The sequence below is a fragment of the Variovorax sp. 20P10.2.4 genome (genome assembly GCF_058244205.1).
Map to the genome: position 1 here is coordinate 1 of NZ_JBZAYE010000595.1, position 4,508 is coordinate 4,508.

4 protein-coding genes are annotated in these 4,508 nt (G+C 69.8%); 3 read left to right on the forward strand and 1 reads right to left on the reverse strand.

Annotation, left to right across the window (positions count from 1 at the left end):
• Positions 1-43 precede the first annotated feature (43 nt).
• Genes lptB through AC27VN_RS33770 form a run of 3 tightly spaced genes read left to right on the forward strand, consistent with a single transcriptional unit; the run spans position 44 to position 4,067 of the window.
• Positions 44-838, forward strand: coding sequence for an LPS export ABC transporter ATP-binding protein (gene lptB / locus AC27VN_RS33760; RefSeq protein ID WP_057595581.1), 795 nt, complete (start codon positions 44-46; stop codon positions 836-838).
• A gap of 30 nt (positions 839-868) precedes the next feature.
• Positions 869-2,458, forward strand: a complete 1,590-nt coding sequence (locus tag AC27VN_RS33765; RefSeq protein ID WP_093350636.1) for an RNA polymerase factor sigma-54 — start codon at positions 869-871, stop codon at positions 2,456-2,458.
• A gap of 10 nt (positions 2,459-2,468) precedes the next feature.
• Positions 2,469-4,067, forward strand: a complete 1,599-nt coding sequence (locus AC27VN_RS33770) for a phospholipase D family protein (protein ID WP_490879393.1) — start codon at positions 2,469-2,471, stop codon at positions 4,065-4,067.
• 9 nt (positions 4,068-4,076) lie between these two features.
• Here the strand turns inward: AC27VN_RS33770 and AC27VN_RS33775 are convergent.
• Positions 4,077-4,508, reverse strand: a 432-nt coding sequence (locus tag AC27VN_RS33775) for a LysE family translocator (protein WP_490879394.1), incomplete at its 5' end; no start/stop codon positions are given.

Sequence of the window (4,508 nt, forward strand, 5' to 3'; positions counted from 1 at the left end):
TGCGCTCCACCACCACGCTGAGCGGCGAAGGGGAAGAACGCAAGTGATCGAAGCCGCCGGAACCCAGGAAGCCAACGGCGTGCCGGGCAGCCGCCTCGTCGCGCGCGGCCTGCAGAAGAGCTATGGCAGCCGCAAGGTGGTCAAGGACGTCTCGCTCGACGTACAGAAGGGCGAAGTGGTCGGACTGCTCGGGCCCAACGGCGCCGGCAAGACCACCTCGTTCTACATGATCGTCGGGCTGGTGCGCGCCGACGCGGGCGAGATCTCCATCGACGGCGAGCCGATCGCCCACATGCCGATCCACCGCCGCGCGCGCATGGGCCTGAGCTACCTGCCGCAGGAGGCCTCGATCTTCCGCAAGCTCACGGTCGAGGAGAACGTGCGCGCGGTGCTCGAGCTGCAGCGCGAGCCCGATGCCAACGGCCGGCCGCAGGCGCTGTCGAAGCAGCGCATGGAAGAGCGCCTGTCGGAGCTGCTGGCCGACCTGCGCGTCGACCACCTGCGCGATTCGCCCGCGCTCGCGCTGTCGGGCGGCGAACGCCGCCGCGTCGAGATCGCGCGCGCGCTGGCCACCCAGCCGCGCTTCATCCTGCTGGACGAACCCTTCGCCGGCATCGACCCGATCGCGGTGATCGAGATCCAGCGCATCATCAGCTTCCTGAAGGAACGCGGCATCGGCGTGCTCATCACCGACCACAACGTGCGCGAGACGCTGGGCATCTGCGACCACGCCTTCATCATCAGCGACGGCCATGTGCTGGCACAGGGCACGCCCTCGGAGATCGTCGACAACGCCGAAGTGCGCCGGGTCTACCTGGGCGAGCACTTCCGCATGTGATGACCCTCGTGCAAGTCATTTCCTGAGGGCATGAAACAAGGCTTGTCGCTGCGCGTTTCGCAGCATCTCGCGCTGACGCCTCAGCTGCAGCAGTCGATCCGGCTGCTGCAGCTCTCCACGCTCGAACTGAGCCAGGAGGTCGAGCAGATGCTCGACGAGAACCCCTTTCTCGAGCGCACCGCCGAGGAAGCCGCGCGCGAGGAGTTCGGCCTCGACGCCGCCGACACGCCCGCGCCGCGCGAGGACACCGAGCGCGAAGCCGAGAGCGACTACGCGAGCGCCGCGCCTTCGACCTCGACCACGTCCACCGAGACCACCTCATCGTCCGAGGCCGAACCGGCCCTCGACTCGCCCGAGCGCGAGCCCGACTGGGAAGGCGACGGCACCGTCGACATGGCGCCCGACGACAGCGAGTGGGGCAGCGACGCGCCCGCGCGCAACAACAGCAGCACCGGCGACGACGAGCGCGCCGATGCTACCGAACTCGCGCGCAGCCAGGAATCGCTGCAGTCCTTCCTGCACCGCCAGGCGTTGAGCCTGCGGCTCAACGAGAACGACAGCGCCGCGCTGCGCTTTTTGATCGAGTCGCTCAACGACGACGGCTACCTCGAGGATTCGCTGCCGGCGCTGGCCTCGGGCCTCGCGGGCGACGACAACGACCAGTTCGACGAGCTGGTGCACCACTTCCAGGTCGCGCTCGGTCTGCTGCAGAGCCTGGAGCCCGCGGGCGTGGGCGCGCGCGACCTCGGCGAATGCCTCGCGATCCAGCTGCGCGCGCTGGCCGACGAAGACGAAACCGAGGACGAGGAGCTGGTGCGCAAGACCGCGCTCGCCATCTGCAAGCAGCCGATGGAGCTGCTCGCGCGGCGCGACTTCAAGCGCCTGGCCACGCTCACGCGCACCAACGAGGAACTGGTGCGCTCGGCGCTGCAGATCATCGCGCGGCTCGAACCCAAGCCGGGCCGCCGCTTCGTCGATGTCGAGCGCAACATCGTCATCCCCGACGTGATCGTCACCAAGACCGGCCGCGGCACCAACGTGAAGTTCCGCGTCATGCTCAACCCCGAGGTGATGCCGCGGCTGCGCGTGCACGACATCTATGCCGGCGCGCTCAAGTCGCACAAGGGCGAGGGCAGCCAGGCGCTGTCGCAGCGGCTGCAGGAGGCGCGCTGGTTCATCAAGAACATCCAGCAGCGCTTCGACACCATCCTGCGCGTGAGCAACGCCATCGTCGAGCGGCAGAAGAGCTACTTCGTGCACGGCGAGCTCGCGATGCGCCCGCTGGTGCTGCGCGAGATCGCCGACGAGCTCGGGCTGCACGAGTCCACCATCTCGCGCGTGACCACCGCCAAGTACATGTCCACGCCCTTCGGCACGGTCGAGCTCAAGTACTTCTTCGGCTCGGCGCTGGGCACCGAGACCGGCGGCAATGCGTCGAGCACCGCGGTGCGCGCGCTGATCAAGCAGTTCGTCGGTTCGGAGAGCGTGAAGAAGCCGCTGTCGGACAGCCAGATCTCCGAGATGCTCAAGGAGCAGGGCATCGAGTGCGCGCGCCGCACCGTCGCCAAATACCGCGAGGCGCTGCGCATCGCGCCCGCCAACCTGCGCAAGGCCCTGTAGAAAGCCGCCGATGGCCCGACGCCTGCTGTCGCGCTGTGGGCTCTGGGTGTTCGCCATCGCGGCCGCGCTGCTGGCCGCCGGTTGCGCGACCTTGCCCGACGAGGCCCCGCGCGCGCCTACCAAGGCCATCGCCGTGTCGAAGGACACCGCGCTCGGGCGCATCGCGCTGGCCGCGCAGCCCGACCCCGACCTCAGCGGCTTTCGCCTCATGCCCGGTGGCGACTTCGCCTTCGACACCCGCATCCAGCTCGCGCGCCGGGCCCAGCGCACGCTCGACGTCCAGTACTACCAGATCGAGAACGACGAGACCGGCCGCTACCTGCTGCGCACCCTGCGCGACGCCGCGCAGCGCGGCGTGCGGGTGCGCGTGCTGATGGACGACCTCTACACCGCGGGCGAGGACGAGTTGCTGCGCGGCTTCGCGGCCACGCCCAATGTCGAGCTGCGCCTGTTCAACCCCTTCCCGGCCGGCCGCGGCAGCCTGCTCGCGCGCTTCACGGCCTCGCTGTTCGACTTCAGCCGCGTCAACCGGCGCATGCACAACAAGCTGTTCATCGCCGACGGCGCGATGGCCGTGGCGGGCGGGCGCAACATCGGCAACCAGTACTTCCGGCGCACCGCGGGCGAGAACTTCATCGACCTCGACACCTTCGTGACGGGCGCGCTGATCCCGCGCCTGGGCAGCCTGTTCGACCAGTACTGGAACAGCCCCTACGTGCGGCCCATCGAGTCGGTGGTGGCGAGCGCGCTGCCTGCCGACGAACTGCAGCGCCGCTTCGAGGCCGCCACCGGCCCCGACACCACGCCGCCGCCGCCGAAGCCCGCGCCCAACGACCTGCTGGGCTACGGCCCGATCGCCGAGGACCTCGACGCCGGCCGGCTCGGCCTGATCTGGACCACGGCCGAGGCCTATGCCGATTCGCCCGACCGCGTGATCGGCAAGACCGCCTCGTACGGCGGCGTGCCGCTGCTCGACGTCGACAGCGTGCGCTACAACGTGGTCGAGCAGATGCGCCGCGCGCGCAGCGAGGTGACCATCGTCTCGCCCTACCTGATCCCGGGCGCCGCGGGGCTCGAGGTGATGAACGAGATCCGCCGGCGCCAGGTGAAGATCAGCGTGGTGACCAACTCGCTCGCCGCCACCGACGAGCCGCTGGTGCACACCGCCTACCGCCGCTACCGGCCCGAGATGCTGCGCCTGGGCGCCGAACTCTACGAACTCAGCACCAACCGCACCCGCCGCAGCGTGCGGCTGGGCCTGTTCGGCACCTCGGTCGGGCGGCTGCATGCCAAGTCGGCGGTGATCGACCAGCGCATCCTGTTCGTCGGCTCGATGAATTTCGACCCGCGCTCCGAGGTCCACAACACCGAGATCGGCCTGTTCATCCGCAGCCCCGAGATGGCGCAGCAGGCGCTGAAGCTGCTCGAGGTGCTCAAGCAGCAGGGCGCCTACAGGCTGCGCTTCGCCGAAGGCAGCGACTCGCGCCTGGAGTGGATCAGCGAGGAGGCCGGCAAGACCACGGTGCTGAGCGAGGAGCCCGACTCGGGCTTCTGGGACCGCACCATGCTCGAGCTGCTGGCGCCGTTGACGCCGGAGAGCCTGCTCTAGGAATCGGCCTCAGGTCCCGCGCACCGCCGACCACACCAGCCGCAGCCCCAGCAGCCCCATCACGCCGCCGGCCGCGCGGTCGATCCAGGTCTTGTAGCGCAGGTAGGCCGAGCGCGGCGCCGCCGACGACAGCGCGAGCGCGACGATGGCGTACCAGCCGGTCTCGATGCAGAAGATCACGGCCGGCACCGCGAGCGCCAGCACCAGCGGCACCTCGCGCGGCAGGAAGGCCGCGAAGATGCTCGCGTAGACCACGGCCGTCTTCGGGTTGCTGACCTGCGTGGCCAGCCCGAGCAGGAAGGTGCGCTTGCCGCGGCCGCCCGATGCGGCGGGCGTGCCCGCCTCCGGCGCCATCGCGAGCGGCTGCCGCGCGCCGCGCCAGATGCGGATGCCCAGGTAGACCAGGTACGCGCCGCCGAAGCCCTTGATCGCGAGGTAGAG

Excerpts from the sequence above, each read along its gene's own strand:
- AC27VN_RS33765 (WP_093350636.1), top strand. The coding sequence starts at position 869 with ATGAAACAAGGCTTGTCGCTGCGCGTTTCGCAGCATCTCGCGCTGACG.
- AC27VN_RS33770 (WP_490879393.1), top strand. The coding sequence starts at position 2,469 with ATGGCCCGACGCCTGCTGTCGCGCTGTGGGCTCTGGGTGTTCGCCATC.